Origin of the sequence: Wolbachia endosymbiont of Tettigetta isshikii, assembly GCF_041154185.1 — a bacterium.
Classification (GTDB): Bacteria; Pseudomonadota; Alphaproteobacteria; order Rickettsiales; family Anaplasmataceae; genus Wolbachia.
Map to the genome: position 1 here is coordinate 13,914 of NZ_JBFTEN010000009.1, position 26,850 is coordinate 40,763.

The following is a 26,850-nucleotide window of genomic DNA, read 5'->3' on the forward strand; positions in this document are numbered from 1 at the left end:
TATGCTTTGCTAAATAAAAAAAAAGTATAATATTTTACAAGGTATGCAGGCAAAAACTCTGTAACTTGGTAAGGTCAGAGATGAAGCAGCCATATCAGAATCTTTTTGGGTTGCATACCTATTGAACTGTTTGTTTATCGTAAGTTATGAACATAGCATTAAAATATCGTCCTAGTAGCTTCAAAGATCTAGTAGGTCAAGATATATTAGTACGTATATTAGAAAACGCTTTTACTCTCAACAAAATCCCACAATCCATACTGCTCTCTGGTAGCAGCGGAGTTGGTAAAACTACCACAGCAAGAATAATAGCTTTATGTTTAAATTGTTCCTTAGGGCCAACTTTTGAACCCTGTGGATCATGTGAAAATTGTCTAGCGATAAAGAATTCAAGTCACCCGGATGTGATAGAGATTGACGCAGCAAGTCACACTAGCGTTGAAGATATCAAAGTAATCCTAGGAGATATTTGCTATTCACCTATAAACTCCAAATTCAAGGTTTACATTATAGATGAAGTACACATGTTATCCAGCAGTGCATTTAATGCATTGCTTAAAACCCTAGAAGAACCACCATCTAGCGTAAAGTTTATTCTGGCAACCACAGAGATAAAAAAGATACCGATAACTATTATTGCACGTTGTCAAAGGTTTGATTTGCATAACATCCCTGCAGCTAAAATAGTGGAGCGGTTGAATGACATTGCACAAAAAGAAAATTATCTCATTGAAAATGGGGCATCAGAATTAATTGCACACCACTGTAGCAATTCGATGCGTAACGCTTTATTTTTAGTAAATCAAGCAGTTTTATATAGCAAAGATAGTATAATATCCATCAAGAATGTAATAGAAATACTCGGTCTGGTAGATAAAGATATTATATTTGATCTACTGGAAGCAATATTAGATGGTGATTTACAGAAGGCTCTGTCAGTATTCGACAAGGCAATAAAGACAGCAAACCCAATCAGTGTCTTCGAAGGTCTATTGCAAACAATCCAATTAATATGCCGTTATTTGATTACGAAAGAAATTGATAGTTCAGTTATAGAATGTGAAAAGAGCAGGATAAAAGACTTAAGTGCAAAGAAATCTTTAATATTTTTCTCGAGATTGTGGAAGATGTTGCTCAAGGGAGTTCAGGATATAAAAACTTCAACATGTAATGATATTGCTGCTGAAATGATGTTAATTAGCCTCTGTTATCTTTCTGATTTACCTTCTCCCGAGCAAGTGGTCAAAAAAGTTCTTACGCAGAATACACAGCAAAGGAATATGCGTAACGCAGAGAGCGCACAGCAAAAAAATTACGATTTTGATAAAATTCTGCAACTCTTACAACAGAATAACCAAATTTATCTTTACAAACAGCTATGTACTAATCTACAATTAGTAGATTGCAAACCTGGGTATTTAAAATTAAGAGCCGCATCTCGGTTGAACAACAGTTTTTGTAATGACTTGAAAAATTACTTAAATCAAGTGACTCAACAAGAATGGGTTGTCACAGTTGATGTAGGCTGTATGAACAGGGAAGTAAGTAATTTGAATTATGCACCTGAAGTCAAGAATATACTTGATACGTTTAAAGGTGCAAGGGTAGTTAATATAGAGAATAGGGAGTAGGTTGTGGATTTTAGTCAAATAATGAAGCAAGCACAAGAGATGCAAAAAAAGCTTGCGAAAGCTCAAGAGAAGTACATTGGAAAAGAATTTCAAGGTGTTTCCGGGGGTGGCGAAGTTTCTGTGTTAGTGGAAGTTATAAAAATAGGTAGTTATAAAGCTAAGAAAGTAAACATAGATTTAGAGCTTATGAGAAACGAGGAGAAAGATATAGTAGAAGATTTAGTAACAGCGGCGTTCAACGATGCCATTAAAAAGGCAGAGGAAGACATGGCAAATGCGACCTCTGATCTTGCAGGCATGATGGGGTTACCACCCGGGTTTAAACTCCCCTTTTAAAAATTCTCTGTATTGCTAACTAGGTTTCTGTATCTTTGATACTAGAGTTGTTTCATATGATGTACCTGAAATATTATGCAAAGATAAAAGAAATCGCAGTAATGATGCAGAAAGCAAAGAAATACTAGAGTCAGTAAGAAAATACCGAAAAATCAAAGATAAAAAGTTATATTATTATCTTTTTATTAATAAAATTTTTACCTTCCTCTTAAAAATTGGTTTAAATGTCAAATATTTTATGTTATTAAGTTAGTACTTGACTTAACTTTAGTTTTTACTTAAATTGCTAAAGTGGAATTTTAATTTTTTTTTAACGAGGGCAATTATGCATTATAAAAAGTTTTTTTCAGCAACCGCTTTAGTGACGTTGCTAAGTTTATCAAACGCTGCTTTTTCAGATCCTGTTGGTCCAATAGCTGATGAAGAAACTAGCTACTACATTCGCCTGCAATACAATGGTGAATTTTTACCTTTTAAAACAGAAATTAAGGGTATTGAGTATAAAAAAGGTAATGAAGACCAAGATCCTTTAAAAGCTTCTTTTATTGCTGGTGGTGTTGCGTTTGGTTACAAAATGGACGATATCAGAGTTGACACTGAGGGGCTCTATTCGCAGCTAAGCAAAAATGAGGTTGACGGTGCAACAGATACACCAAAAGTTGCAGATAATTTAACTGCATTTTCAGGGTTAGTTAACGTCTATTACGATGTAGCAATTGAAGATATGCCTATCACTCCATACGTTGGTGTTGGTGTTGGTGCAGCATATCTCAGCAATCCTTTAAAGGACCCTATGGGAGATAAAAAGCATGGATTTGGTTTTGCTTATCAAGCAAAAGCTGGTGTCAGTTATGAAGTAACTCCAGAAATCAAACTCTTTGCTGGGGCTCGCTATTTCGGCTCTTATGGCGCTAGCTTTGATAAACTAGGTGCTACAGCTGCTGCAGATGGAAGTAGTTCGCAACCTATTAAAGACGGGCTCAAAGTCCTTTACAGCACTATTGGTGCAGAAGCTGGAGTAGCATTTAACTTCTAGTCCATCTTAGCAGCTCTTCTTGTTGTCCCAGTTTTGTCATTCAAGTAACTGGTGCTGGGACCTAGAAAAAAGAAATGTGGATTCTATTGTTTTTAAGCGCTAGAATGACATATGTAGGCTACTTTAGTTTATGGAGTTATATGCTGGCAGCCGGTGCTAAGACATCTGATGTACTAGTTGGGTGCACAAATATACATACTTTTTTAAATTAAACCTTGAATTTTTGCTAGAAAATCAATATATTATATGTATGGAGTTTTAATTTGAGTTGTTATGTTAATCTCAACAACGAGTTTATGTATTAACAGTAGCACTAGTCTCACGCAGTATATTACTGAAGTGCAAAAGTTTCCTATGCTATCTCAAGAAGAAGAGGTGCGATTAGCAAAAAATTGGCACCAATACAAAGATATTTCTTCCGCTCATAAGCTGATTACCAGTCATTTGAATTTGGTAGTGAAAATTGCAATGAAATTCAAAAACTATGGACTGCTGCTTATGGACCTGGTCATGGAAGGAAACATGGGTTTAATGCATGCAGTGAAAAAGTTTAATCCTGATTTAGGGTTTCGCTTTTCAACTTATGCGGTGTGGTGGATTGAAGCTTCAATAAAAGACTTTATATTGAAATCTTGGTCGTTTGTAAAAATAGGCACAACGCAAGCGCAAAGAAAGCTATTTTTTAGTTTGCGTAAAATAAAAAAAAGAATTTTATGGTATACAAACAGAGAAACTTTAAGTAATGAGGAAATAAAAGCAATATCCAATGAACTTTCTGTATCTGAAGGAGATGTTGTACAGATGAGTTACCGTTTAGCTTGTAAGGACCAGTCGCTAAATAAGTGTATAAATATAGGTAATGACTCTAAAAAGGAGTTACAAGATATGATTCCATGTAACTCGGCTAGTCAAGAAACAACTTATCAAAATTATGAAGAAAAAGAATTAAAAGAAACAATTTTAAACAATGCACTGGCAAGTCTTAATGAAAGGTCAAGAGACATCTTTATCAGCAGATATTTGTCTGAAAATACTCAAACTTTAGATGAGCTTAGTAAAAAATATGGTGTTTCAAGAGAAAGAATAAGACAGCTAGCTGAGCAGGCGATAAATAAGGTAAGACAGCATATACAATCGGAGAGTTTAAAATTTGGCTTGCATGCGTAGATTTTTTGTACTTTTAATATTTTTTTCAGTAGGCGCTCTCGCATCGGTTAGTGATGTGCAGTTGAAGGAAAAATATAAGGATTGGCTTGTGTATACTACATTAGAAGATGGAGAAAAAGTGTGCTACGTCGTGTCTTATCCTAAGAAAAAAAGTGAGCATTATACAACTGATCGCAAGCCATATGTAATGGTCAGTTATGTCGATAAAAAAGCAGATGAGGTCAGCGTTACCTCTGGTTTTCAGTACGATAAGGAGCCTGTAGTTCTTAATGTCGATAAAAAAGTTAAATATACATTGCCCATAATACAGGGGAGTCTTGCATGGGCAGAGCACACAAAAACAGACCAAGAACTAATTCTCAAGATGAAACAAGGATTATCAATGGTGGTCAATGGAAAAACAAAAGCAGCAACTGTTGATGACACTTATTCCCTACTTGGTTTTCAAAAGGCATATCAGAAAATGCACGATTTGTGCCACATAAAATAAGCTATTTTTGCGTCTATTCTGCACTAGATCTATTGTATTATGGTAAGGAATTTTTGGGAGCAACGTAGATTAGCACCGCAGAATACTAGAAACGCTAACTATGGATTAGAAAGAGAATAGAGAGAAGAAGGGAAATATGATAAACTCCAGTATTTTAGCGATAATAGGAGGTTACCCAATGAATAAAAATATAACAGAATTATTCTGTTTTGTAGACGATTGTTGTAAAATAATAGATGGAAATTTTGCAAGTAAATTATTACCAAACGGTAAAAAACCCACAAGAGTGCCAGAAATCTGAAATTATAACAATAATTCTATTATACCATCAATCTAGGCATGATGACTTTAAATCATTTTATCAAAACTATCTAAAGTTATTACATAAGTCAGACTTTCTAAAACTACCTTCGTATGATAGGTTTATTGGGTTAAAGCCGAGAGTTCTATGGTGCTTGATGATCCTGCTGCAATGGCTATGTGAGCAGGCCAGGTGTTTTCTATATTGATCTAACACCTATTGCAGTATGCCAAAGAAAGAGAATCTCAAAAAACAACGTTTTTGCCAAAATTGCTAAAATAGGAAAGAGCTCTTATGATTGGTTTTATGGTTTTAAATTACATATGGTAATCAATGAAAAGGGTAAAATTCAAGGTTAACAAAGGGTAACGTTGATGATAGAAAACCATTTCCAGATCTAACACAAAAGTTAGTAGGTTTATTATTTGGGGATAAAGGCTATATTAAAAAGGATCTATTTTTAAAACTACTTGATAGAAATCTCAAACTTATAACCAAGGTAAAAAAAGGTATGAAAAATGCATTAATCTCGCTAAATAAGAAGATTTTTCTGAGTAAAAGATCTATCATTGAAACTGTATTTGGTTATCTGAAAAACAGATTAGAAATTGAACATACTTGCCATAAATCTCCTATTAATTTTTTAGTTCACATTTTTTCTACGCTTATTTCATATTCTTTACTACGCAAAAAACCTTCCATTTCCACCTCTTACTGACAGCTATGCAACAAAGCCATCCATAGTTAGCGTTATAAGGAGAAAGTTGTGAAAAATTTGATCAAAAGGGCACGGGAATTTGGTTATACTTTAATAAAAAACATGAACTAATAGAGAGAGTTTGTTAGAAGAAGGTGTTGATAGTGGTTTAAACTATGTTAATTCTTATTTGTCAGATCAAGTATGAATTACTACACGTGCCGGCTGTCGGACTTGAACTGACAACCTACTGATTACAAGTCAGTTGCTCTACCAATTGAGCTAAGCCGGCGTTAAATACGTTAACAATATACAATTATCAATGAATTTTCGTCAACTAATTTTTAAAATTATCAAAATACTGTATAATACAATAATATGGGAAAGTTTTTATTGAAGCCAAAAAAGAGCCTAGGGCAAAATTTTATTTTATCGAGTGAGATAACGAAAAAAGTAGTCGTTTTAGCTGGTAATCTGGAAGATTTTAACGTTATTGAAATTGGTCCTGGGTATGGTGCATTAACAAGGGAAATATTGGCACATAATCCAAGGTCTCTGCTTGCTATAGAAAAAGATAGCAATTTAGTGAAATACCATAATCAACTGTTGAATGAGTATCATGGAAGGTATAGAATTGTAGAAGCGGATGCACTGCATGTTATAGAAGAAAAGCTAATAGAACGTTCAGTCAAAGTCATTGCTAATCTACCTTACAATGTCTCGGTAGCATTATTTTTGAAGTGGTTAAACAACATAAAATTTTTTACAAGTTTGACATTGATGTTTCAGAAAGAGGTAGCAGATCGCATTATAGCAAGACCTAATTCCAAAGACTATGGTTCTCTATCGGTGCTAAGCCAGTTACTGTGCAATATAAGAAAGGAATTTGATATTGAACCTAAAGAGTTTTTTCCAAGGCCGAAAGTGCGTTCTTCAGTAATTACAGTAAATCCTTTACCTACCGAAAGATTTGCAGTAAATTTGGAAACCTTGACAAAATTAATGCGCGCTGTTTTTGCTCAAAGAAGAAAGATGCTAAGGAATAGCTTGCAAAATATAACAAGTCATGCTGAAACCATTCTTGAAAACGCCAAATTAAATGGTAACGAACGTCCAGAAAACTTAACTATTGAACAATTTTGTTTGCTTGCAAACGTTATACAAAAAGAATTGTTCAATAGTTAAGATAGCAGATTAAATCTGGATGTTAAACAACTTAGTAATTTTTGAAATACAGCGCTAATTATAATTAGCCACTCTAGTAAATATTTTGTTAATATGCTTATATTATAATAACGGGTTTAATTAATTAGGTAATGCTATGGATAACACAATAACATTTGAACTACCAGCAAATGAATATAACATTGAGTCTTCTTTCAATCATCGTGAAGGTTATGAATCTATACGGATATGAGGATACAACGAGGAAGGCTCTGTGTCTTTGCTGGACTATAGTCGTTCTCATGATCCAAACGATATGACTTATTACACAATGCTAACATTTCCTAACTGTGTTGAAGATAACCTTCAAAAAGATTTGTCTATCAACAAAATTGAATTTGATCATGAAAGTGATAACCCTACTATCAATGTGAAGTTTCAAGCCGAAGCCGAAACAGATATCCAGGCTATCAAAGATAGTATTAAAAATTGTGGGTTTAAAGTGAAGTGAGTAAAAAGGACTCTGTAACACAGAGTCTATATCACCTTAACTCTTGACTTTACCTTATAAAATTTATACTTTATTTACTGTTGTAGTCTAAGTTTATAGGGTCGAAATATGGCGTTAAATCCGCTAGAACAGTTTAAGATACATACAATAGTAGAATTACCCAAACTATTTGGGCATGATATAAATTTTACCAACTCATCTCTTTTTATGATGATTTCGGTAATATCAGCTATATTCTTCTTGCTCTTGGGAGTAAGGAAAAGATCATTAATACCAGGATATTTGCAAGCTGCAGTTGAGTGTGTATATGATTTTGTGATTTCAATAATAGAAAGTAACACTGGAAGGAAAGGCTTGGAGCACATTCCTTTGATATTTACAGTATTTATTTTCACTTTGTCGTGTAATTTAGTAGGCGTTCTTCCTTATAGCTTTACAGTTACAAGTCATGTGATAGTTACTTTTGCCTTATCGATGGTAGTTTTTACTTACACAACAATTGTTGGGTTCAAAGAAAGGGGAGTAAAGTTTTTACGCACATTGTTGCCAGAGGGCACTCCGTTGTGGTTGGCACCCATGATGGTTTTCATTAAGCTATTTGCCTACTTGGCAAGGCCTATAAGTTTATCAATAAGGCTTGCAGCAAATATGATTGCGGGTCATACGATCATCAAAGTGATAGCGGGGTTTATTATGAATATGCACGTAACTCTAACCCCTATACCGTTTTTATTCATAATCACATTAATAGGGTTTGAAATCTTCGTTGCAATTCTACAGGCTTATATATTTACTATATTAACATGCGTATATTTGTCAGATGCAGTAAAGTAATTGACTTTTCTTTAGAACATTATATAATTAATACATAAAGAAATAGTTAAAGGTGATATATGGATTTAGTAGCTTTAAAGTTTATAGCGATTGGTTTAAGCGTACTTGGCACGTTCGGGGCAGGTCTTGGTGTAGCAAATATATTTTCTACTTTGCTAAGTGGGCTTGCAAGAAACCCTGAGTCGGAAGGTAAAATGAAAATTTACGTTTATATTGGTGCTGCTATGGTTGAATTTATGGGGTTACTCGCGTTTCTCCTTGCAATGTTATTGATGTTTGTTGCTTAACACATGCCACAGCTTGATGTTTCAACTTTCTTTTCTCAAGTTTTTTGGTTTTTAATTCTTTTCTCTTTACTTTTTTTTGTAGTAAGTTGTTTATTTCTACCAAAGTTAGATGAAATAATAAGCATTAGGAGTAAGAAGGCACTGGATTCTTTTAATAGTTCCATCCACCTTCTAAAACTTATAGAAAACCAGACTGTTAAATATAACGCAGCTTTAAACGAATCTAGAACGCAAGCAAAAAAGATTGTGGATAATGCACTTACCCAAGTAGAAGAAATGAGAGCAAGTCTGAAAGATATATTAGAAGAGGAAGACAAAAAAATGAGCAAACTTGTTGAAGAAAAAGTAGCAAGATTTAAATCTGAGTACATTGATGAACTAAAGCGAATAGCTACTGGTATTGCCTTAATTTACTACAGTAAATTGACCAATTCTGAAATTGAAGAGGAGTTTGTTGCTAGCTTGGTATCTAAAGAATTCTAGGGGTTTTATGTCTACGTCACTGATTGTCAGTCTTGCTTTTTTCGTAGGTTTTATCCTTTCATATAAATTACTAAAGAAGGTGATAAAAAACGCTCTTAATAATAAGCGTAACAAGAGCAAACTTACGAATGAAGAGGTTGAAAAATTCAGAAGAGATATGTTGGAGTATTATAGAGAGTCTTCTGAGAAATACAAAAGATTAGATGCAGAAGTTAATAAAATGATGAATGAAGCTCTTGATAAGGCTAATAGTATCATTAAACACAGTAGAAAGCAGCTGGACCAGACGTTAGATGATAATACCCGTTCTCATTTAAAGAAAGTTACTGACCAAGTTGAAAAAACCATTGGAGATTTACAAGCTAATACAGCAAGTATAGCAGCTGACGCTGTAAAAAAAATAATGCAGGAACACAAGGATGACAAGCGCAGCAGCGAGGTCATATCTTCACTTTCACGTGATTTAAATAAAAAATTGCATTAGATTTAATGCAACAGCTGCCTATACTTCAAATTAATGATATAGAAAAAATCAAGCTTGACTCCAGTTTGTGTAAAGAGCAAGAAAAGTTTTTTTACTACAAGTTTAATATAGTTCCTTGGCAAAAATTAAATAATACTACTTTTTTTATGGTTGAAGATGCAAGTCAAGATATCAACCACTGGATCAAGGCTAACTACGGTGATGGTTGCATACTAATAGAAGCAGATGGTGAACAGATTTTAGATTTTCTTAACTCGTACTTTGATGTTTCAGAATTTGCAAGCAACTATTTATTCCATAAAAACCATAATTTTTTAGCCAAGAATATTAAACTAAGTTCAATATTTTTTGCTTCTTTCTTTATTATAACTTCAATTTTAATACTAACAGAGAAGTATACATACTTTGCTTTAATGTTGATATTTATAGTTGGATGTTCTAGCTATTTGTTCAAATTTATAATTACAGTTTTGGCTTATATGAAACCTACAACCGAAAAATAGATTATGATAAGATAAACGAAGAAGATTTTCCTATATATACAATTTTATTGCCCGCCTTTAAAGAAGGCACAGTGATAAAGCAATTGATTGAAAGCATTGAAAGTTTGGATTACCCAAAATCAAAATTAGATGTAAAGCTCCTTATAGAAAGTGATGACCAGGAAATGCTTTTAGCTGTAGAAAAACATACTTTACCGCAATATTTTGAAGTGATAAAAGTGCCTCATTCTTTGCCTAAGACGAAGGCTAAGTCATGCAATTATGCCATGAGCTTTGCCAAAGGAAAGTATGTAGTAATGTATGATGCAGATGACGAGCCAGATCCACTGCAATTAAAAAAAGCATTGGTTGAATTTAATAAGGGCAACGATAAGTTAGCCTGTGTGCAAGCAAGATTAAATTATTACAATTATAATTACAACTTTCTGATGAAATCCTTCTCTTTAGAATACATGAGCTGGTTTCAGTACTTATTGCCTGGATTTCAAAGAATGGACATGCCGATACCTTTGGGTGGTAGCAGTAATCATTTTTCAGTAGAAATTTTAAGGAAAGTGCTTCTCTGGGATGCTTATAATGTCACTGAAGACGCTGACATGGGTTTGAGACTTGCACAAATAGGATATAAAACTAGGATTATTGACTAAGAAACATTGGAAGAATCACCAACTACTGTGTTTGCCTGGATCAAGCAAAGAGCGCGTTGGATTAAAGGCTATGTGCAAACTTATGTTGTCCATCTAAGGAATGTAAGATCACTTTATAGACACAATGGACTTAAAGGAATTTTGTTATTGAATCTTTTTGTTGGCTTGGCAGCCTTTATATTTTTCACTACTCCATTTTTATTGCTTTCATTAATGTTCACTAAAGTTTTAAATGAATTGTTTTTGTGCTACTTTGTAGTGATATACGTTACTAACCTAATTCTCTTGGCAGTAGGGATCAAGCAGCAAAAGATGCCTTTTTACTTTTATGTAGTATCAATATTCTTCCCTGTCTATAATCTGCTACACAGCGTTGCAGCTTTTTTCGCCTTGTGGGAATTTATTATTCATCCTCAGCAATGGAACAAAACTCAGCATGGTTTATGGAACAAGAGCAATCAAAATCCGTAGTTATTTGGCTCTTCCTCTGCTCTGTCATGGTAATCCTTATGGTAGGAATTGGCGGATTTACCAGACTTTCAAAAGCAGGATTGTCTATCACAGAGTGGAAACCCATTACTGGGGCATTACCACCACTGGGTGAGCAAGACTGGCTACAAGAAAAATCAAAATATGAGACTACACCTGAATATAAAACATTTAATTATGGGATGGGTATGGAGGAGTTTCGCGCTATATATTTAATAGAATATATACATAGATTGGTTGCAAGGCTAACAGGTTTAGTGTTTGTCCTACCATTTGTATATTTTATACTAAAAAGGAAAATATCTAAAAAGGCAGTAGTAAGGCTATCCATGGCACTATTATTTGGAGCGTTACAAGCTCTCACTGGTTGGTATATGGTTAAAAGTGGTCTGATAGCCGAACCTCATGTTAGTCACTATAGGCTCGCGCTTCACTTGCTGCTTGCATTGGCTATTTTTGCATTACTGTTGTACCAATTTTTTGATCATCAAATCAGGCCAAAGCAGACTAAACTTAAGATTAGCGGCAACACTATACATTACACAGGAACAGTCTTGACTCTAATTGTAATACAAATAACTTTCGGGGCATTTGTTGCAGGATTAAACGCTGGCTTAATTTACAATACCTTTCCACTAATGGACGGATACATCATTCCGGAAGATTTATTTTTTTTACAGCCTACATTGCTAAATATCTTTGAGAACAGAGCAACAGTGCAATTCATACACCGAGTACTGGCATTGCTGATATTAGTTCTGACAGTAATACTCACAATAAAAAATGCCGGTATAAAACCGGTATATGTCATGCTGTTCTCTGTCCTAACTCAGGTAATTTTAGGAGTAATCACTTTATTGTTGCACATACCAATAGCCATTGCTATAGCTCACCAAGTGTTTTCATTCATCTTATTTGGATCAGGTTTATATTTCTTATGTTATTTAAGAAAGAGCTGTATCCAAAGCTAATACCACATCGCCGATCTGCACATTTTCCCCTTCCTGAACAGGAATGTTTTTTATCACCATTTCTGATTCAGCGCATATGATATTTTCCATTTTCATCGCTTCTACAACAAATAAAGGTTGCCCTACCTCTACCTGATCTCCAACATTTACGTGTAATTTGACTAATAAACCAGATATTGGAGATTTTACGGCATCTACTGAAATCCCCTCTGTTTCATTATTCAGCATTAACTTGCTTAATTCAGCTACATAAGGTTTAAACACACAGCACTCAGCTTGCATCCCAGCATGTTTTATAAAGTGTTTACTGCCTTGTCTTTCTACTTTAAGTGTTATATCGGTATCATTGTTAATTGTGATACATAGCAGCCTGTAACTTGATTTCCACTTGCCTACTATAGAGTATGTATTGTGATTATATACTGTTGTTAATGTATTATCTTGATACTTTGCGTTTATGGGGTACTCATTGTCATTCATTTTCACTACAAACGCTTCATCTATCGATTTATTGTAATACTTCTTCTTGTTTCCCAAATGAACATACAACGCAGCGAAAATAAATATTTTAATATACTCTTCTGTAATAAAATCGCCGTGAAATCCACTTGGGTAATGGTCTGCAATGAATCTCGTGTGGAGTTTTGCTGCAACAAAATTTGGATGATGAAAGATGGACTCTAGAAATTCTATATTGTTTGTCACTCCCCCTATATAACATTCAGACAAAGCTTTTTGCATTCTGCTGATTGCTTCTATTCTATCTTTTCCATATGTCACAACTTTTGCAATCATCGAATCATAAAACATGCCGATTTCCGAACCTGCAGCAACTCCATCATCTATTCTGACATAATCGCTTTCATTCGGTTTGTCGTAATATTTTATCCTTCCGCTGGAAGGGAAAAATTTCTTTGATGGATCTTCAGCACAAATTCTGCTTTCTATTGCAGAACCAGCAAGTTTAATATCATTCTGACTGAACCTTAATTTTTCTCCACAGGAGGTTCTAATCATTTCTTCTACTATGTCTATTCCAGTTACAAATTCTGTTACTGGATGCTCAACTTGCAATCTCGTATTTACTTCAAGAAAATAGAAGTTCTGGTTCTGATCTACAACAAACTCAACAGTGCCTGCTGAAAAATAGCCAACTTGCTTTGCCAAAGAAACACATTGGGCATACATTTCTTGTCTTACCTTTTCACTGATAAACGGGCTTGGCGTTTCTTCTATTATCTTCTGATTATTTCTTTGTACTGAACATTCCCTCTCTCCAAGATACACTACATTGCCATATTTATCTGCTATGATTTGTATTTCGATGTGCCGCGGTAACTCTATATATTTTTCTATAAAGATACTGCCATCCTTAAAACTCTTCTCTGCTTCGTTCGTTGCTGATATAAATGCTAGTTCAATCTCCTTTTTGGAGTTTATAATTCGCATGCCTTTACCACCGCCGCCTGATGCGGCTTTCAGCATGACGGGAAAACCAATCTCCTCAGCAACACTGGCTGCATGAGTGGCATCGTCGATCTTGCCCATGTATCCTGGTACTACATTCACTCCAGCTTTTCTTGCGGATTCCTTTGCTGTTATTTTATTGGCTGTAACTTCTATTGTTTCTGCACTTGGGCCGATGAAATCTATATTGTGTTTTTGCAGAGCACGTGGAAAATCTGGATTTTCTGCTAAAAAGCCATAACCAGGATGAACTGCATGTGCACCTGTTTCAACTGCTACTTCGCATATTTTTTCGATGTTTAAGTAACTGAGATAAGCAGGCGAAGGGCCAATGTGCCTTGACTCATCTGCTTGTCTTGCATGCACAGAATTTATATCTGCATCCGAATATACACACACGCAAGATATGCCCATTCTGCGAGCAGTTCTGATGATCCTGCAGGCAATTTCCCCTCTGTTTGCTATTAAAATCTTATTATACTTCTTTTCTGTCATTGTATAAGTATACTTTTTTAAGAATCACTCTTAAGTGAGTACATTTCTATATCGTTGCCTGCAAATGATTTCTAGCTCCGTTAAGCAATAGCTCTTGGCCCATTGTTATTTCTGAAAAGGCTGCCATCACTAACACCCTCCATTGGAGTGCTTACACTATTCAAGTCAGATATCTCACTATATACTTTGCTTGCCAGATATCCAAATCCACCAGAAGCTATTGTGGCCATCGAAGCCAGCGCAAGAGATTGAGAACATAGATACAGAAAATATAGAGAAAGACATAAGGCAGCAACGCACGCTACAGCTCCTACTATATATAAGCACAGGCGGAATTTCTTATTACATATAAGACTTTCTTTTATACCTGTAATTTCTCTTACTTCCTTTCTAACTGCTTTACTAACCCAATCGAGAGGAGTCTTTTTAGATTTATCTAACGCACATCTATTGCCTAATGAATCTTTAACATAGCTTTTGACATTCTCTAATTTTTTAGAATCACTGTTTGGGTTAGTTTGTTCAGACTCCAAATACTTAAATATTACTTTTACTACATTCGGTAATATCCTCATCTTTGCTGCTATATGAAATGGGTTTTCTTGATCGTTATTGTATTCTAATAGACGAACATCACTTTCAACGCCTTGCTTGAAAATGAACAAAAATCTTTCAATGTTTTTTGTTCTTGCAGCTAGATGTAAAAGATTATCTGCATGCATTATTGGTCCTGTTTGATCGAATGGAAAAATGTGGCTCCAGCTTACATTAGCTTGTTCGAGCAATTTTGCTATATCTTCAGCCATAACATACCACGCTATATTTAACCAACATTAAATCATATAACATAAATTATGAAAAATAAACACAATTTTACCCTTGTAGAACCAGTAATTTACAGTAATTCCGCATTGTTGCAAGCATAAATTTTAGCTATTATCGTTTACATTGCTGTAACAAACGAATATGTTAGATGTAGTCACTAGATTCGCTCCATCGCCAACTGGGTTTTTGCACATTGGTGGAGCTCGTACTGCTTTATTTAATTGGCTCTATGCAAAGCATCATCGCGGAAAATTTTTACTGAGAATTGAGGACACCGACAAAAAGCGTTTAACACAGGAGGCAATCGATGCAATAATAGATGGACTGAAATGGCTTGGTATAAGCTATGATGGAGAAATAATATACCAATCACAAAGAATAGAGCGGCACGTTGAAGTTGCAAATCTCCTTGCTCAGAAATGCAGAGCATATCACTGTTATTGCCCTGAGGATGAAGTTGCAGCAAAGAAGGCAAAAGCAAGAGAAGAAGGAAAAATATACAAGCATAATTGTGCTAATGCGACACCAGGCATAAAACCTGTTGTCCGCTTTAGAGTGCCAGACTCGCAAGATATTATTGTTGATGATAAAATATACGGCCAAATTAAAGTAAATAGTGAGCAGTTTGATGATATAGTGATTTTACGCTCTGACAACACTCCAACATATATTTTCGCCGTGGTGGTTGACGACCATGATGCTGGAATAACTGACATAATACGCGGTTCTGACCATCTTACCAATACTTTTAAGCAATTACTAATATACCAAGCTCTTGATTTTGATATTCCACGTTTTGCGCATGTACCACTTATCCATGGAGAAGACGGAAATAAGCTGTCCAAAAGGCATGGTGCTACAAGTGTTTGCGATTACGAGAAGATGGGAATATTGCCTCAGGCAATGCGTAATTACCTGCTCAGACTTGGCTGGAGTCATGGCAATGATGAGATTATTAGCGATGAGCAAGCGATGGAGTGGTTTAACTTAGAAAACATCTGTCGTTCGCCTGCACGGCTTGATTTTAAAAAATTGGAGCATTTAAATAATCATTATATCAACAACATGAGCAATGAAGATATTCTGCCTCTAATGCTTGTAGGAAATACTCCAGTTGAGAAGAAAAAGAACTATTTACTGCAGGGACTAACGGAACTAAAAAAAAGAGCAAATTACCTGACCGAACTGCTCGATTTAGCGCAGTTTTATATCAAAGATCCACCACTTGATTTAAGCGAAGAGGCTGAGCAAATTGTCAAATCCAACCTCGATATAATCAAGTTACTTGCGTCATTTCTCTCAAATATCGGTGATGAAAGCTGGAATAAGAGCTTTTTGTCCTCTCAAATCAAGGAATTTTCAAAATTGCATAGTGTGAAAATAAGCGATGTTTACCACTCATTACGGGCTCCAATAACTGGGATAATGGATGCACCTGGAATTATCGACATAATGGTAATCCTTGGTAAGGATGAGTGTATAAGGAGATTGCAAGCAATTTAAATGAAATAAAAAACTACTTGACAACCTTCGCCGTTACACTTATCATAATAGTGAAGCTATTTGTTTAACTTGGCAATCTGGAGATTAAAATGACAAAGGAAACTTTGTATTTGGCGTCTCATGTTTAATTTTTCGCACTATGTGCACTTCACGTCTTCATAAAACTTCTAGGTTTTTGCCTATACAAGCTGAAACGAGCTTATAAGTCGTTTAAGACAGTATAGAACGTCAAATAGAACAAGGGAGTATTTGAATACTAGCTGCTCTGGGTTTCTTTTGCCTTTTTTTTTGCTTAGTAAATTTTTTAATATTTAAACTAAGGTCTGTTGCAGTTTAAAAGTCGCTAAATTGCAGCGTTTAAGACACAAAAACGCCAATATTGAAAATAAATACCGATCTGGGCTTCTTTTGCTTTTTTTCTCACCTGGTAAATCTCTTAAATATAAAGGTTATATCAACTTTCGTTATCAAACAAGACACATAACAAGTTCGCTAATCGTAGGGAAAATTTTTAATTTACCGTTGAGATTTGGTATAATAATGCGGTATAAGACAATGCTTCAGTTTGCAGGTGTTTGATCGTTAATACAAGTATATATTGAATGGAAAAAATTAGACTTTACGTTGAGAAGGCGTTATCACAAGGCGTTAGTTTAGAGCTTATTCCAAGGCAAAATCACTATGTTTGCAACATCATGCGACTTAAAAAGAATGCCAATATTTCTTTTTTAATGGAAGGGATGGAGAGTGGTTAGGAGAAATAGTTGATACATCGCGTAAATTAGCGAAAGCTACACTTAAAGAATGCACCAAACAACAGCAATATGAAGAAAACTTATATTTATATTGTGCTATGGTAAAAATGCCGCTTTAGGCAATATAATAAGGCAGGCAACTGAAATGTGGGTAACCTGCATCCAATTTATTTTGACGGAGCATACAGTAGTAAAAAGTGTTAACCCGGGTAGAACAAAATTACAAACAATTGAAGCGGCAGAACAATGTGGTAGAACAAATGTGCCAGAGATTTTGCCTCCTATTAACTTCCGTGATTTACCTGACTCTCAGGATAGAAGTTTTATTTTATGTGATGAGACATGGCAGGGAAAGCCTCCTAATGAAGTTCTGAAGAACAAAAAAATATTGCTATTATTGTTGGTCCTGAAGGTGGTTTTTCACACAATGAACTTAGCTTTGCTGATAAGTTCTGTCAGAAATTAAGTCTAGGGAAGAGAATTTTGAGGGTAGATACTGCTGTGGTTGCTGCGCTCACTTTGGCCAGTGCAAGCACTATTCACCTGTATAGGGTTGCTGACAAAACTTAGAGGTGAATGACAATGATTATTATAACTTTCCTTATCGCTATTATATTCACTGTTAGTGCTTAAAGATCTAGATAGTTTTCTTTTCTTTAGTGGAACATTATCAGGATCATTAAGAACACCTACCGTTATTGTATATGCTTGATTGAAGCTAATTTGTTTACTGGCAAGTAGACGAATATCTTTTTCCAGCGCTTCTGCTTGATTACGGAAAACTTCCCCTTCTTTCTTGTTTTGTAGTTCGCCCTTCAAATTTTCAATGTCCTGAACTTTATCTTTAATTATTTCTTTCAAATCATTAATCTCTATATCTCGTTCTTTTAATAATGTATGATACTTTTTGCGCATTTCTCTCTCATTCTCTAGCTCGTTTTCCAACTTTTCAATTTCATACACTAGTTTTTCTATTGCACATATATAACGCTCCTCTGCTTCTTGTTTTTCCTGTTTTAATTTCTGCAGTTGAGTATACAAGTCTTGCGTATTTTTAAGATTTTCACTTATTACTAGTTCTGTGTCTTCATATGTTTGCTGCTTTGCTCTTTTTGATTTTCCCAGCTCATCCTTTAACTTCATGTTTTGTACGTCAACAAGTTTTAACTTTTCCTTTAGTTTTTTATTTTCTTTACAGAGCTCTTGAACTTTCTGCTCTTTCTCTTCTTTCTCTTCTTTCTCCTTTTTCTCCTTATTAATTTGGATTATCCTCTCACGTATTTTGCCTATTTCTTTTTCTTCATGCTCAGCTTGTAAACTATTATTCTCTTTCCCTAATTTTTCAATTTCTTGTATGGCTTTTATAAGTTTCTGTTTTAATTTTATTTGTTTTTCTACACTATCGCTTAATGCTTGCCTTTCTTCTTCCAATGATAGTGACACTTCTTCCAAACCTAATATCTTTTGCAAAAGCTGTTCTTTTTCTTTCTCTAGTCTCTTGTTAGAGCGTTCTAACTGGTCGTTCTCGTCTTCTAGTCTATAATTTTTCTTTTCTAGTTGATACAGTTTCTCTTGCAATTCCCTTAATTTATTGAGCAACTCTTTCTTTTCTATATTAGCAACTTCCAACCTTTTCTTTAGGTCTTCCTTTTCTTTATACACACTTTCAAGTTCTTGTGTTTTTTCTTGTAGGTTTGCCGATGTGTTTGCTAACTCTTTATTTTTTTGTTTTAATTCAACCTGCAATTTTGTATTTTTTTGCCTCTCTTTTTCAAGCTCACGTTGTAAGTCATTTCTCTGCTTGTTTAACTCTTTAATTTCTTGCTGAGTTGCAATTGGTTGAGAGTGAATTTCCACCTGAGTTGCAACCCGCTGTAGATTAACCTCTGTTTGAGTTGATGCATCGCTATTAGTAGGAGAAATAGGGTTGTTGCCAGCATTATTTTCTAAGCTTTGCCTATTTAATTCCTTGTCTTGATCGACCCTTATAGGTGCATTATTTTGCATGCTATTATTAGCAGTTGGCACAATATCGGGCAATGGTGCAGCCTTATTCTTTTCCAATAATGCTTTCACGACATCATATAAGGAGAGGCCTTGAATGTATAATTCCTCATTCACTCCTATTAATTCCCAAAACTCCTTCGATGGTGACTCAAAATCTCTACCATCAAATTTTAGTATTTCAGTGATGCCATCACTACTTACGTTCATAACCATGATACAAGTTGAAACCACCTTCCCGGACTCATCTTTTATAGGCCAAGTGCTTGTCATCTCATAATATGCACTCTCTTTAAATTCATAGTGTCTTTTTTTGTTTTCTCGATAAGCGCATATGTCGTGCTTTTTATTGCAATATACATTCAATTCACTAATATTTTTTTCTTGCTGTAAAATATCGCTGATTCTTATTGGTCCATTTTCATCATGGTTAGTAAGGTTAATTTTTAAAACTCTATCAGCATCATTAGCTCCTGTATAATAAGCCTGAAGCTCTATGTCTTTCCTTTCAAAATATTTACTTACAGCTTTTTTTGCCTGGTTTGCTAGTTCTATGTAGTGATCCAAGTCTTTCTTACAGCTTTCGTTGAAAGATTTGTCTATACGCGCTTGCTTAAAATCTTCATCATTCATTAAGCCTCTTAACAGATCGTAAAATTCCCATTCATCCTGATAATATTTTCTTAAAGCAGTAATGCTGTTTTTTCCTTTTAGCTCTGCTAATATTTCTTTCAACGTCAGAAAATTTGTTGGCATAGTACACCTCCTCCACTATATCCTCCTGAGAATAACCAGACTATTAAAGCTTTTTCTGTATTAACTTTTGTCATTAAACTCGAGTTTGGCTCTTTCGCTTTTGTTGCACACTGAACTTACCTTGCTATATCTACAATACTATTTTAGTAATAGCGTTACACCTTAAGTTATGCAAGAATTTTCTTGGATATAAGTAACGAACAGACAAAAACCTGAAAGAAATTCCACTACTTTTGTTTTTAAGTGAATCCTGATGAGCTTTGTTGCGCAGCAACCGAAAAATCTAGCGCATAAGTTGCTATGCAACAAAGTCATTCCAGCGCGTAACGCTGGAATGACAAGAAGAGGGCATTTACAAGAAAGGTGTGTGGAATGACATGTGGAGTATCATTCAAATAACTTAAGTCCAATCCCAAGAAAGTAGAGCATTTTCATCTGCTGGAATCTCAAAGACTGGTTTTGACATTACCTCTCTTATTTCTTCAGCATTAATAGCAACTCTAACAGCACTTTTGAAATCTCCATTTGCTGATAAAGCATTTTTTACTGCAGTCTGTAAACCTGCATCAGCTGCTACAGCATCTTATAAAGTTTTGTTAGCTGCAAGGCCTGTTTCCAGTACAGGAGTGCCATCTTTTTTTTACACCCAAAATCGCTGTTCCTAATTGGTCTTTGTTTGCATTGCTGAGTAGTTGAGTGGCTACATCTGATGCACTTGCCGACCTCAGGCCTTTACTTTTTAAGAAATCTTTTGCTATTATTTTAGTACTACCTTCGCCATACACTTCATCAGTCCCAGGGAGAAAGTCTCCCAATTTCTGCACTGAAATTGATTTTGGGCCTGCTGATGTACTTTCTGTTGCACCAAGTATAGCCTCAGCAGCTGGCTTTTTTGCTACCTCCTCTGCAAGAACTGTTTTTGTGCCATTTTTTACATTAAATAGACCCTTTAGAGCTTTTACTAACCGATCTACTGTGTGTTCTATTTCATCACCAGTTTTTGGTGTATATTTCAATTTAAGCTCTATGTTTGCTCCCGTTCCTTCTAAGCTTAAAGTGTATTTATTACCTGTCTTATCTTCAAGAGTTATAATTTTAACCTTATCCAGCTCTGTTGTTTGTGCTCCTGCAGCACTTTCAAATTTTAAACCAGCCGTCATATCACTTTCCATTAATTATAAAAAACTATAAGATGCATGAAAAAAGTATAAATTCCTTAAATGCTAGATTTTATATAAGTTTCTTTGGCTTGTTATTCCAGCACGTGACGCTGGTTCAATTTATGACGGTGTTATCCAAGTGACCGAACTAGGATCCAGAAAGATATAGATTCCAGTATCCGCTACTTGGATAACACCGTCTGTTAACGGATACTGGAACCAGGAAAGCTCTTGCGTATACAAATAGTATAATGAAGATTAGATTGTAAGATCTTCTAAAGGAGGTATATCGGCATCTTCCTGTATTGTATAGTCATCCACTGAGGGACTGTGCAGCACATCCTGCGTTTTGCCATCATCCACTACTGTGTAATCAATATTACACTTATTTAGCCCACCTAGTATTCTGCTTTGGAAATATTTTTCACCATAGCCTTCCATAATAATGTTTATATAGTCAGCACTGTCAATATCAGAAAGCTTGTTACATATCTTTGGATCTTTAACTGTGTAGCGTTGAGTAAACTTACACTCACTATCGTCATCTTTACAAAAAGAAAATTTTCCTTTTTGTTTGCTGTCTGCAGTAATGATAAATCTGTTGCCTTCTTTATCTTTTGCCGAGAACTTATTACTACCCTTGTCTATGGAATATTGTTCCTTTGGGAATGTAAATGTTAAATATTATGTCATAATACTACCTTAATAAAAATGATTATTATAGTATAGATTTATTAATAAACAATATATATTATAGCATAATTAATGTAATACCAATTCCACTACACAAGGAACGGGTGGACAACAGTGGAGAAAAAGCCATAGCGTCATTCAATAAAAAACTACTTGACAATCTTCGCCGTTACCTTAATAGTATTAAGGCTATTTCTAACTCAAAACTTGTTTTTGATCTGCAGGCTCAATGACAAAATTCAGTAAAAACTGGGGGTATTTTTTGGTGGATTGTATCAAATTACAGCGGCTGCATGTCTTTTTCATTTTTTCTACATTCAGCCAAATCGCGCTTGTACTAAGCGTCAGTAAATTATTATAGCATCAATTTAAAGTATTATAGAGTCAAAACTCGCCACTTGGGGTTTCTTTGCCTTTTTTTACTTGGTAAACTTCTTAATATTTATAGCTAGTTGCGATTTATGAACGAACATTTGTTTTTACAACAAATGTTGTCATTCCAGCCCGTAACGCTAGATCCAATTTTTTGGCAAATTCATCAAAAATGTTGTATAATGTACTTGTTTACGATCAATTTTGCTCGATCTCAGTGTCATTTACTTGCATAACATTGTCTGCTATGTAAATTGCCACTAAATTAAAACATCTGCGCAGTAACATGTTGGAATGACACAAGGTTTGCGTTTATAAATTAAGTTGATTATGCTAAAAGAATTTGAAATTGAACCTCTGCTAAAAGATAAACCTCCACATCAAACCAAAGCTGTGATTGCAATGTCTGGTGGAGTTGATAGCTCTATTGCAGCAGTATTGCTACATCACCTTGGGTACCAAGTAATTGGTGTGACTCTTCAGCTATATGGTAGTGATGCTAACGCGAGAAAAGGTGCATGTTGTGCCGGACAGGATATTTATGATGCCAAGCGCGTAGCTAAGAGTACTGGCTTTCCTCATTATATCTTAAACTATGAAGAAATATTCAAAAAGGAAGTGATAGAGGATTTTGCGAATACCTATATGCGTGGGGAAACTCCTATACCATGTATAAAATGTAACCAAACGGTAAAATTTCGGGATCTATTGCAGGTTGCAAAAAATCTCAGTGCAGATGTCCTGGTTACAGGACATTACGTGAGAAGATTGGAACAGAATGGCGAGGTAAAACTGTGCACGGGCATCGATAAAAGTAAAGATCAAAGTTATTTTCTGTTTGCCACAACAAGGGAGCAGTTGAAGCTTTTGAGATTTCCACTTGGTAAGTTCTATAAAAGTGATGTAAGAAAATTAGCAAAGCATTTTGGTTTACTAATCTCTGAAAAGCCAGACAGTCAAGATATATGCTTCGTTTCTGAAAGCTATAGTGAAACAATAGCTAAGTTAGCTCCACAATCTGTGCAGAAAGGCAAAATTGTGGATGCACATGGAAAAGTGCTGGGCGAGCACAATGGCATAGTAAATTTCACAGTGGGGCAAAGGAAAGGTCTGGGCATTGCACACAGCGAACCTCTCTATGTGATAAAAATCAGTACAGAAAATAATGAGGTCATAGTAGGTCCAGTTAGCGCACTAATGCAAAGAAAAGTGTTGGTCAAGGAGCTGAACTGGCTAGAGCAACCAAAGGAAGGCATGGAAGTCACTGTGAAGCTCCGGTCATCACACTTGGGAAGTTTAGCAACAATATACCCAGACGCAGAACAAAATAAAGCTTGTATTATTTTAAACAATGATTACTTTGGCATCAGCCCCGGACAAGCCTGCGTAGCATACAAAGATGACCAAGTTATCGGCGGTGGGTGGATATGTTCTTAACTCAAAGGTCCCATTAGCGTTAGAATGCTTGCTGTAGATTCTTTCTAAGAATAAACACTAACATCATCACATAGACCTTATACCTGCTTCTGGTGGTCGGCCCAAGGAAATTTGTTTCATATAGGTAATGGAATTACTTAATGCTTTTGCAGAACTTGTAGGTACATCGACATTTTTCTCAAGACTCTTGACTATGACATCCGCAACGCTTTTTCCTTCGAGGAGACAGTTTTTGCCTAAGCTTTCTTTCTCTTCATCTTCTAACTGGAAAAATCTTGTTTTACTCTCCTCATCAATCTCTACTTTTATTCCCCTATTCTCTGTTTCTGTACTGCTGGGGTATAAATGGATACTGATCTTTCCTACCTTGGTAGCAAAAGACATTTCAGTGCTACCTTGTAAGACATCTGTATAGTTTCTTTTTTCATCTTTGTCTTCTTCAAACCTTACTATACTTTCTCCAATACGAAATATATAGTATTTAAAATTTAATCCTTCTATTTTGAGATCATTTGTAACTTTTTTTAGACCATCTACAACTTTTGCAACCTCAATGGTGCTATCTTGTGGATATTTCGTATAAAAATAACAATTGTCTATATCTACTACTAAATCGCCTTTTTGAACTTGTGCATCCTTATTTATTATACCCTCATATGCTGCACTTTTGAGGACACCATAGATTTGTTCACGCTCTTTAACAAACTTACGCATGGGCTTTCGCACCATCTTATGAAACCTTTCATAGTCAGGTTCATCATTGTAGTCATTCAGCTCTACTTTTCCACCTTTGAAAAACAACTCGCGAGCAACATTAACTACAGCTTTTATATTATTTGGGTTATCTAACTCGCCTTTACCTGGATCCTTATCTATACGATAGTCTCTCCTGCGGAGTCCCGATGTTAAGTCTACAGCGTAGTACAGAATATCCTTTATTTCATCCAATACTAAATTTGACACGTCATTATAGGGTAAATTTAACCTTATTCCTTGTGACAAATATTGTTCTAATAAGTTCCCTACGCGTTTTGAGGCGTTTTCTATATAATTTGAACTAAAGTTGCCTGAACTTTTTTGATGCTCTTCGGTATTTTCGTTGTGTACACCTTCCATCTCTGTACAAAACCTTTCGACCAGCCTCTTTTCTTTAGCAGTTAATGGTATTTCTGCTAGTGGTGAGTCTTCTTCTAAAAGAAAGGAATCAACTGAGCTACCACTCGAGTCTCCCTCTGAGCCAGAATTTCTTGGATCAGTACTTTCGTTTGACCAGCTGCTCATTGAATTTTCATCTGCAGCGAACCTCAAACCACTAGGATCAGTATTTGGTGACGGGCTACGACCTTCAGAATTAGAACTAGCATCTGTCGCCTCACCATCTTCGCCTGGCCTACTAGTTAGCCAATTAGTTTCTTGATTAACGTTACATGAACCCCATCCACCACTCTCCTTAATTTTTGTACTATACGCATTTGTGCTACCTAGTTCCTGATCACAACTTCCGCCTGTGTAGTTATCAGCTTCTAGCCACTCTGAACTTGGCGAGCTATTCTGTTTTACTTCTTTATTCATTAGTTTAACCTCACCTAGCGTATTATATAATCATTACTCACTAATCCCTAAGGGGTTACCATAATCTATAAACAAGTCAATAGAAATTTAACAGTTCTCTACCGCTGATGCTTATTTTTCTGTGTAGTTTTATGCCTTCTTGTCAGCTTGGACCTAATCCAAATCAGGGTATGACAGAGAAACTTGTTAAAGCAGGTAGTGAAATTTTATAAGGTGAAAATTTCTACAATAGCCACTGACTTAATATCCAGTCAATATTCTTTCCACCAACTCTTTTACCGTCGGCACATAGCCATTCTCATAAAACGGATCCTGCTTGAATTTATACACATTGTGTCCGGAAAACATGAGGTCATTCTCAATATCGCCATCGTGTATAATGTTTTGTAGTGTCTTTTGTATACAGAAACTCCGTGGATCTGGCTTTCGCCCTGTTGAATGGCTACCATGATCTTTCCAATTGCTAAACAGACAATGGCTCAAACATCCCATGCAATTGATCTGATCTTGTCTTATCTCCGCAAATTTGTCTGGTGTCACAAAAATCACAGTTGTATCTGGAGTTTTCATTGCTTCTGTATATCCTGTCCTAGTCCACGTATTTGCAAGTTCTTTATCTTTTGCAGTAAGGTAAATCTTTCTACCTCTACTACCCATTGCAAATTCACTATTGAATTCTTCGCTGGCACTCTCTGAAAATTTTACTTGACGTGAGTTCCGTTCCTGTAATTCACGTATGAAGTTATTTCTTACTGCAGATGAGTAAAATCCTGTTGGACTGAATTTATTCAAAAATACGTCACCTTCTTCTAAAGTGAGTAGCTTCTTTTTCCATTCCGTAGAAATTGGACTTTCCTTCGTCAAAAGTGGACGAGTGCCAAACTGAAAAGCTATTGGTCCAACTTGCGGATTGTCAAACCAACGTTCCCAATCTTTTAAATGCCACAATCCCCCAGCCATAACAATTGATGTTTCCGAAAGACCGATCTCGTTCATGAAAGATCTAAGCTCTACAACCCTCTCAAATGGAGCTTGTGGAAGTTTTGGGTCCTCACTATTACTGAGTCCATTATGTCCTCCAGCAAGCCATGGATCTTCATACACTACTCCACCAAGCAAAAAAGAAGATACTTTTTGATAAGCACGCTTCCATAATGCTTTAAAAGCGCGTACTGATGAAATAATAGGGTAATAATAAACCTGGTATTTGGCTGCAATTTCTCCGAGCCTGTAAGGCATGCCAGCACCGCAGGTAATACCATGAACTAAGCCTTTTGCCTTTTCTAATATACCATGAAGTACACGTTCTGCTGCTCCCATCTCCCAAAGCACATTCATATGTACTCTTCCACGGCCTTGTGATATTTCATTCGCTATTCTTGCCTGACTAACTCCAGCCTTGATACTATACTCAATCAATTCCTCATGTTTTTCATTTCTTGTTTTGCCTTTGTAAATCAGTGTTACTAACTCGCCGTTATCATCGATAAGCTTAGCATTTGCACCAGAAAATGTACCCACAGCATCTGCTGCAGCAAATGCTCCACTTGATCTTCCGTCACTAATTGCAATACCCTTACCGCCCTCGATAATTGGCCACACTTCCTTTTCTGAAATCATTATTTTTTTTATCTTATTTTTCAAAGCTTCCTCATAATCTTTCATTCTATTTTACTTAATTACTAAAAAATTGTAAGTTAAAAACGTGATATAAAAGAGATAAGAGAGAAAGATAACCCTACTCACTATAGGAATAGAGTTATCATGGGCGTGTGCGACC

General features: G+C 35.5%; 25 protein-coding genes, 1 tRNA gene, 1 other RNA gene and 2 pseudogenes. 21 read left to right on the forward strand and 8 right to left on the reverse strand.

Annotated elements, in window-relative coordinates; genetic code table 11:
• The first annotated feature begins 33 nt into the window (after positions 1–33).
• The 7 genes and pseudogenes from ffs to AB6N09_RS02605 all read left to right on the forward strand — a co-directional run bounded on the left by ffs (position 34) and on the right by AB6N09_RS02605 (position 5,679).
• Positions 34–131, forward strand: an RNA gene (gene ffs / locus AB6N09_RS02575) — signal recognition particle sRNA small type.
• Between the two features lie 15 nt (positions 132–146).
• On the forward strand, positions 147–1,631 hold the full coding sequence (gene dnaX / locus AB6N09_RS02580; RefSeq protein ID WP_411131390.1) for a DNA polymerase III subunit gamma/tau: 1,485 nt from the start codon (positions 147–149) through the stop codon (positions 1,629–1,631).
• 21 nt (positions 1,632–1,652) lie between these two features.
• Positions 1,653–1,967, forward strand: coding sequence for a YbaB/EbfC family nucleoid-associated protein (locus AB6N09_RS02585; RefSeq protein WP_411131415.1), 315 nt, complete (start codon positions 1,653–1,655; stop codon positions 1,965–1,967).
• 325 nt (positions 1,968–2,292) lie between these two features.
• Complete coding sequence (locus AB6N09_RS02590; RefSeq protein ID WP_411131391.1) at positions 2,293–3,003, forward strand: P44/Msp2 family outer membrane protein; 711 nt, start codon at positions 2,293–2,295, stop codon at positions 3,001–3,003.
• Positions 3,004–3,276: 273 nt separating this feature from the next.
• Complete coding sequence (locus tag AB6N09_RS02595; protein ID WP_411131392.1) at positions 3,277–4,170, forward strand: RNA polymerase factor sigma-32; 894 nt, start codon at positions 3,277–3,279, stop codon at positions 4,168–4,170.
• Positions 4,163–4,660, forward strand: coding sequence for an invasion associated locus B family protein (locus AB6N09_RS02600; RefSeq protein ID WP_411131393.1), 498 nt, complete (start codon positions 4,163–4,165; stop codon positions 4,658–4,660). The genes AB6N09_RS02595 and AB6N09_RS02600 overlap by 8 nt, the downstream gene beginning before the upstream one ends.
• A 178-nt stretch (positions 4,661–4,838) precedes the next feature.
• A pseudogene (locus tag AB6N09_RS02605) lies at positions 4,839–5,679 on the forward strand (IS982 family transposase).
• A 198-nt stretch (positions 5,680–5,877) separates the two neighbouring features.
• Here the strand turns inward: AB6N09_RS02605 and AB6N09_RS02610 are convergent.
• A tRNA-Thr gene (locus tag AB6N09_RS02610) sits at positions 5,878–5,950 on the reverse strand.
• Between the two features lie 86 nt (positions 5,951–6,036).
• Between AB6N09_RS02610 and rsmA the strand changes: the two genes are divergently transcribed.
• The 10 genes from rsmA to AB6N09_RS02660 all read left to right on the forward strand — a co-directional run bounded on the left by rsmA (position 6,037) and on the right by AB6N09_RS02660 (position 12,031).
• On the forward strand, positions 6,037–6,843 hold the full coding sequence (rsmA, locus tag AB6N09_RS02615; RefSeq protein ID WP_411131394.1) for a 16S rRNA (adenine(1518)-N(6)/adenine(1519)-N(6))-dimethyltransferase RsmA: 807 nt from the start codon (positions 6,037–6,039) through the stop codon (positions 6,841–6,843).
• A 253-nt stretch (positions 6,844–7,096) separates the two neighbouring features.
• Complete coding sequence (locus AB6N09_RS02620; protein ID WP_411131395.1) at positions 7,097–7,333, forward strand: hypothetical protein; 237 nt, start codon at positions 7,097–7,099, stop codon at positions 7,331–7,333.
• 108 nt (positions 7,334–7,441) lie between these two features.
• Positions 7,442–8,167: a F0F1 ATP synthase subunit A gene (locus AB6N09_RS02625; RefSeq protein WP_411131396.1), complete on the forward strand. Its 726-nt coding sequence runs from the start codon at positions 7,442–7,444 to the stop codon at positions 8,165–8,167.
• Positions 8,168–8,226: 59 nt separating this feature from the next.
• Positions 8,227–8,454: a F0F1 ATP synthase subunit C gene (locus AB6N09_RS02630; RefSeq protein WP_411131397.1), complete on the forward strand. Its 228-nt coding sequence runs from the start codon at positions 8,227–8,229 to the stop codon at positions 8,452–8,454.
• A 3-nt stretch (positions 8,455–8,457) separates the two neighbouring features.
• Positions 8,458–8,937: a F0F1 ATP synthase subunit B family protein gene (locus AB6N09_RS02635; RefSeq protein ID WP_411131398.1), complete on the forward strand. Its 480-nt coding sequence runs from the start codon at positions 8,458–8,460 to the stop codon at positions 8,935–8,937.
• A gap of 7 nt (positions 8,938–8,944) precedes the next feature.
• Entirely contained in the window at positions 8,945–9,421 is a 477-nt protein-coding gene (locus tag AB6N09_RS02640; protein WP_411131399.1) for a hypothetical protein, read from the forward strand.
• A gap of 5 nt (positions 9,422–9,426) precedes the next feature.
• The gene (locus AB6N09_RS02645) at positions 9,427–9,924 is read left to right on the forward strand and encodes a hypothetical protein (protein WP_411131400.1); all 498 of its coding nucleotides are present in this window, start codon (positions 9,427–9,429) and stop codon (positions 9,922–9,924) included.
• A gap of 71 nt (positions 9,925–9,995) precedes the next feature.
• Positions 9,996–10,571: a glycosyltransferase family 2 protein gene (locus tag AB6N09_RS02650; protein WP_411131401.1), complete on the forward strand. Its 576-nt coding sequence runs from the start codon at positions 9,996–9,998 to the stop codon at positions 10,569–10,571.
• A gap of 165 nt (positions 10,572–10,736) precedes the next feature.
• Complete coding sequence (locus AB6N09_RS02655) at positions 10,737–11,042, forward strand: hypothetical protein (protein ID WP_411131402.1); 306 nt, start codon at positions 10,737–10,739, stop codon at positions 11,040–11,042.
• The gene (locus AB6N09_RS02660; protein ID WP_411131403.1) at positions 11,015–12,031 is read left to right on the forward strand and encodes a COX15/CtaA family protein; all 1,017 of its coding nucleotides are present in this window, start codon (positions 11,015–11,017) and stop codon (positions 12,029–12,031) included. Before AB6N09_RS02655 ends, AB6N09_RS02660 begins: the two co-directional genes overlap by 28 nt.
• Here AB6N09_RS02660 and AB6N09_RS02665 read toward each other — a convergent pair.
• Both AB6N09_RS02665 and AB6N09_RS02670 read right to left on the reverse strand, forming a co-directional pair.
• Positions 12,005–13,993 carry an ATP-binding protein gene (locus tag AB6N09_RS02665; protein WP_411131405.1) on the reverse strand — a complete coding sequence of 663 codons (1,989 nt, stop codon included), beginning with the start codon at positions 13,991–13,993 and terminating at the stop codon, positions 12,005–12,007. The genes AB6N09_RS02660 and AB6N09_RS02665 overlap by 27 nt on opposite strands.
• Positions 13,994–14,073: 80 nt before the next feature.
• Positions 14,074–14,799, reverse strand: coding sequence for a hypothetical protein (locus AB6N09_RS02670; RefSeq protein WP_411131406.1), 726 nt, complete (start codon positions 14,797–14,799; stop codon positions 14,074–14,076).
• A gap of 160 nt (positions 14,800–14,959) precedes the next feature.
• Between AB6N09_RS02670 and gltX the strand changes: the two genes are divergently transcribed.
• Both gltX and AB6N09_RS02680 read left to right on the forward strand, forming a co-directional pair.
• Positions 14,960–16,321 carry a glutamate--tRNA ligase gene (gltX, locus tag AB6N09_RS02675; RefSeq protein ID WP_411131407.1) on the forward strand — a complete coding sequence of 454 codons (1,362 nt, stop codon included), beginning with the start codon at positions 14,960–14,962 and terminating at the stop codon, positions 16,319–16,321.
• 602 nt (positions 16,322–16,923) lie between these two features.
• Positions 16,924–17,646, forward strand: a pseudogene (locus AB6N09_RS02680) (16S rRNA (uracil(1498)-N(3))-methyltransferase).
• On the opposite strand, the gene AB6N09_RS02685 reads toward AB6N09_RS02680, so the two are convergent.
• Positions 17,545–19,836, reverse strand: coding sequence for a coiled-coil domain-containing protein (locus tag AB6N09_RS02685; RefSeq protein WP_411131408.1), 2,292 nt, complete (start codon positions 19,834–19,836; stop codon positions 17,545–17,547). The pseudogene AB6N09_RS02680 and the gene AB6N09_RS02685 overlap by 102 nt on opposite strands.
• 253 nt (positions 19,837–20,089) lie before the next feature.
• Here AB6N09_RS02685 and AB6N09_RS02690 point away from each other — a divergent pair, with 253 nt between their 5' ends.
• Positions 20,090–20,212 carry a hypothetical protein gene (locus AB6N09_RS02690; RefSeq protein WP_411131409.1) on the forward strand — a complete coding sequence of 41 codons (123 nt, stop codon included), beginning with the start codon at positions 20,090–20,092 and terminating at the stop codon, positions 20,210–20,212.
• 220 nt (positions 20,213–20,432) lie between these two features.
• Here AB6N09_RS02690 and AB6N09_RS02695 read toward each other — a convergent pair whose 3' ends face one another.
• Positions 20,433–20,996 (reverse strand): hypothetical protein, encoded by a 564-nt coding sequence (locus AB6N09_RS02695; protein ID WP_411131410.1) that lies wholly within the window; start codon positions 20,994–20,996, stop codon positions 20,433–20,435.
• Positions 20,997–21,254: 258 nt separating this feature from the next.
• On the reverse strand, positions 21,255–21,437 hold the full coding sequence (locus tag AB6N09_RS02700; protein ID WP_411131412.1) for a hypothetical protein: 183 nt from the start codon (positions 21,435–21,437) through the stop codon (positions 21,255–21,257).
• A 954-nt stretch (positions 21,438–22,391) separates the two neighbouring features.
• Between AB6N09_RS02700 and mnmA the strand changes: the two genes are divergently transcribed.
• The gene (mnmA, locus tag AB6N09_RS02705; RefSeq protein ID WP_411131413.1) at positions 22,392–23,498 is read left to right on the forward strand and encodes a tRNA 2-thiouridine(34) synthase MnmA; all 1,107 of its coding nucleotides are present in this window, start codon (positions 22,392–22,394) and stop codon (positions 23,496–23,498) included.
• A gap of 66 nt (positions 23,499–23,564) precedes the next feature.
• Here the strand turns inward: mnmA and AB6N09_RS02710 are convergent, their stop codons facing one another.
• Together AB6N09_RS02710 and AB6N09_RS02715 are read right to left on the reverse strand one after the other, a co-directional pair.
• Positions 23,565–25,070, reverse strand: a complete 1,506-nt coding sequence (locus AB6N09_RS02710; protein WP_411131414.1) for a hypothetical protein — start codon at positions 25,068–25,070, stop codon at positions 23,565–23,567.
• 240 nt (positions 25,071–25,310) lie between these two features.
• Positions 25,311–26,714, reverse strand: coding sequence for an NAD(P)H-dependent flavin oxidoreductase (locus AB6N09_RS02715; protein ID WP_411131416.1), 1,404 nt, complete (start codon positions 26,712–26,714; stop codon positions 25,311–25,313).
• Positions 26,715–26,850 lie beyond the last annotated feature (136 nt).

Bases quoted from the DNA above. Each gene is read 5' to 3' on its own strand.
- AB6N09_RS02670 (WP_411131406.1), bottom strand. From the start codon at position 14,799: ATGGCTGAAGATATAGCAAAATTGCTCGAACAAGCTAATGTAAGCTGG.
- AB6N09_RS02635 (WP_411131398.1), top strand. From the start codon at position 8,458: ATGCCACAGCTTGATGTTTCAACTTTCTTTTCTCAAGTTTTTTGGTTT.
- AB6N09_RS02645 (WP_411131400.1), top strand. From the start codon at position 9,427: ATGCAACAGCTGCCTATACTTCAAATTAATGATATAGAAAAAATCAAG.
- mnmA (WP_411131413.1), top strand. From the start codon at position 22,392: ATGCTAAAAGAATTTGAAATTGAACCTCTGCTAAAAGATAAACCTCCA.
- AB6N09_RS02660 (WP_411131403.1), top strand. From the start codon at position 11,015: ATGGAACAAGAGCAATCAAAATCCGTAGTTATTTGGCTCTTCCTCTGC.
- AB6N09_RS02695 (WP_411131410.1), bottom strand. From the start codon at position 20,996: ATGACGGCTGGTTTAAAATTTGAAAGTGCTGCAGGAGCACAAACAACA.
- AB6N09_RS02630 (WP_411131397.1), top strand. From the start codon at position 8,227: ATGGATTTAGTAGCTTTAAAGTTTATAGCGATTGGTTTAAGCGTACTT.
- AB6N09_RS02710 (WP_411131414.1), bottom strand. From the start codon at position 25,070: ATGAATAAAGAAGTAAAACAGAATAGCTCGCCAAGTTCAGAGTGGCTA.
- AB6N09_RS02640 (WP_411131399.1), top strand. From the start codon at position 8,945: ATGTCTACGTCACTGATTGTCAGTCTTGCTTTTTTCGTAGGTTTTATC.
- rsmA (WP_411131394.1), top strand. From the start codon at position 6,037: ATGGGAAAGTTTTTATTGAAGCCAAAAAAGAGCCTAGGGCAAAATTTT.
- AB6N09_RS02625 (WP_411131396.1), top strand. From the start codon at position 7,442: ATGGCGTTAAATCCGCTAGAACAGTTTAAGATACATACAATAGTAGAA.
- AB6N09_RS02700 (WP_411131412.1), bottom strand. From the start codon at position 21,437: ATGGAAGGCTATGGTGAAAAATATTTCCAAAGCAGAATACTAGGTGGG.
- gltX (WP_411131407.1), top strand. From the start codon at position 14,960: ATGTTAGATGTAGTCACTAGATTCGCTCCATCGCCAACTGGGTTTTTG.
- AB6N09_RS02685 (WP_411131408.1), bottom strand. From the start codon at position 19,836: ATGCCAACAAATTTTCTGACGTTGAAAGAAATATTAGCAGAGCTAAAA.
- AB6N09_RS02595 (WP_411131392.1), top strand. From the start codon at position 3,277: ATGTTAATCTCAACAACGAGTTTATGTATTAACAGTAGCACTAGTCTC.
- AB6N09_RS02600 (WP_411131393.1), top strand. From the start codon at position 4,163: ATGCGTAGATTTTTTGTACTTTTAATATTTTTTTCAGTAGGCGCTCTC.
- dnaX (WP_411131390.1), top strand. From the start codon at position 147: ATGAACATAGCATTAAAATATCGTCCTAGTAGCTTCAAAGATCTAGTA.
- AB6N09_RS02690 (WP_411131409.1), top strand. From the start codon at position 20,090: ATGAGCTTTGTTGCGCAGCAACCGAAAAATCTAGCGCATAAGTTGCTA.
- AB6N09_RS02585 (WP_411131415.1), top strand. From the start codon at position 1,653: ATGAAGCAAGCACAAGAGATGCAAAAAAAGCTTGCGAAAGCTCAAGAG.
- AB6N09_RS02665 (WP_411131405.1), bottom strand. From the start codon at position 13,993: ATGACAGAAAAGAAGTATAATAAGATTTTAATAGCAAACAGAGGGGAA.
- AB6N09_RS02590 (WP_411131391.1), top strand. From the start codon at position 2,293: ATGCATTATAAAAAGTTTTTTTCAGCAACCGCTTTAGTGACGTTGCTA.